This window comes from Candidatus Oleimmundimicrobium sp. (assembly GCF_030651595.1).
GTDB lineage: Bacteria > Actinomycetota > Aquicultoria > UBA3085 > Oleimmundimicrobiaceae > JAUSCH01.
The window spans coordinates 1-1,217 of sequence record NZ_JAUSCH010000038.1 but is presented as its reverse complement, the minus strand read 5'-3'; the positions used below and the strand labels follow the sequence as shown (position 1 = coordinate 1,217).

The 1,217-nt window shown below is 44.1% G+C and carries 2 protein-coding genes; one reads left to right on the top strand and one right to left on the bottom strand.

All coding sequences use genetic code 11. The annotated features are described in order from the left end of the window. Positions 1–180: hypothetical protein (locus Q7U95_RS02745; protein ID WP_308751746.1), on the top strand; the 180-nt coding region annotated here is incomplete at its 5' end. Here the strand turns inward: Q7U95_RS02745 and Q7U95_RS02740 are convergent. Further along, positions 173–970 carry an undecaprenyl-diphosphate phosphatase gene (locus Q7U95_RS02740; protein WP_308751745.1) on the bottom strand — a complete coding sequence of 266 codons (798 nt, stop codon included), beginning with the start codon at positions 968–970 and terminating at the stop codon, positions 173–175. The two genes, Q7U95_RS02745 and Q7U95_RS02740, sit on opposite strands and share 8 nt — an antisense overlap. Between the last annotated feature and the right edge of the window lie 247 nt (positions 971–1,217).

Genomic DNA, 1,217 nt, shown 5'->3' with positions numbered 1-1,217 from the left:
GCCATACGGCCCAGAGTTTTGCCATCGGCATCAATTACGAACCAGTCGCGACGAACTTCTGCTGGTTTTGCACTTAAGGTTTTCATTCCGCGGGGTGCTCCTGAAAATATACGCATGCGGTCAAATAAAGAGGGAGAATGTTACGGATTCAAGCAAACTATGTCAACTGCAATTAACTAAATACAAACAGCAGAATGCCGCCCAGTAACAATCGGTATACGACAAAGGGCCACATGCCAATACGTTCCAGTAACTTCAGGAACAAATAGATACATATATATGCGCTAATCGCAGAAAAAATGGCACCTGCTGACAATGCAAACCAGTCAGTTGCCTGATCGGCCTTAACCAGTTTGAGTGTTTCCAGGCTGCCTGCCAGAAAAATAACGGGTATAGAGAGTAAAAAAGAGAATCTGGCAGCAGCTTGACGAGTTAAGCCTAACATCAATGCTGCTGTCATGGTAACACCTGAACGCGAAGTACCGGGAATTAATGCCAAAGCCTGCACTACGCCAATAATCAAAATATCTTTCCAGCCCATTTGCTGTTCATTACGATCACGTTTGCCTTTCCAGTCTGCAAAGCCTAATAACAGACCGAATATTATGGTGGTGGCAGCAATGACTAGCGGACTGCGTAAGAATAATTCGATGAAGTCCCCTAAAAACAACCCGGCTAGTCCTACAGGGATGGTGCCAATAATAACGGCCCAGGCTAATTTACTTTCACCGACATTTTGTCTTTGTTGCAGTGAGCGAAACCAGTCTGCAATAAGTTGTCGGATAGTGGCGCGAAAATAAAAAATGACCGCCGCCAATGTACCAACATGTACTGCGACGTCAAAAGCCAGCCCCTGATCTTCCCAGCCGGCAATAATGGGGAGCAGTATTAAATGAGCGGAGCTTGAAATGGGCAGAAATTCAGTCAGGCCTTGCAATAGGGCCAGTGCGATGATTTGTACGATTTCCATATTTTTCCTGTAAACGACCTGAGCTAAATAAAAGGCCCATCATTAATAGGTCTTATATTATCCGGCTTCGTGTTAAAATTCCTGATTGATTACAACTTCTCAAACTAGGATTAGCTGACCCATTATGTCAACTCGTATAAGAGAAATCCCCTACAACTATACTTCTTTCTCAGATCGCGAAATCGTTATTCGATATCTGGGAGAACCGATGTGGGAAATTCTGCAACAGTTACGTGAACAACGCAAA

Excerpts from the sequence above, each read along its gene's own strand:
- Q7U95_RS02740 (WP_308751745.1), bottom strand. The coding sequence starts at position 970 with ATGGAAATCGTACAAATCATCGCACTGGCCCTATTGCAAGGCCTGACT.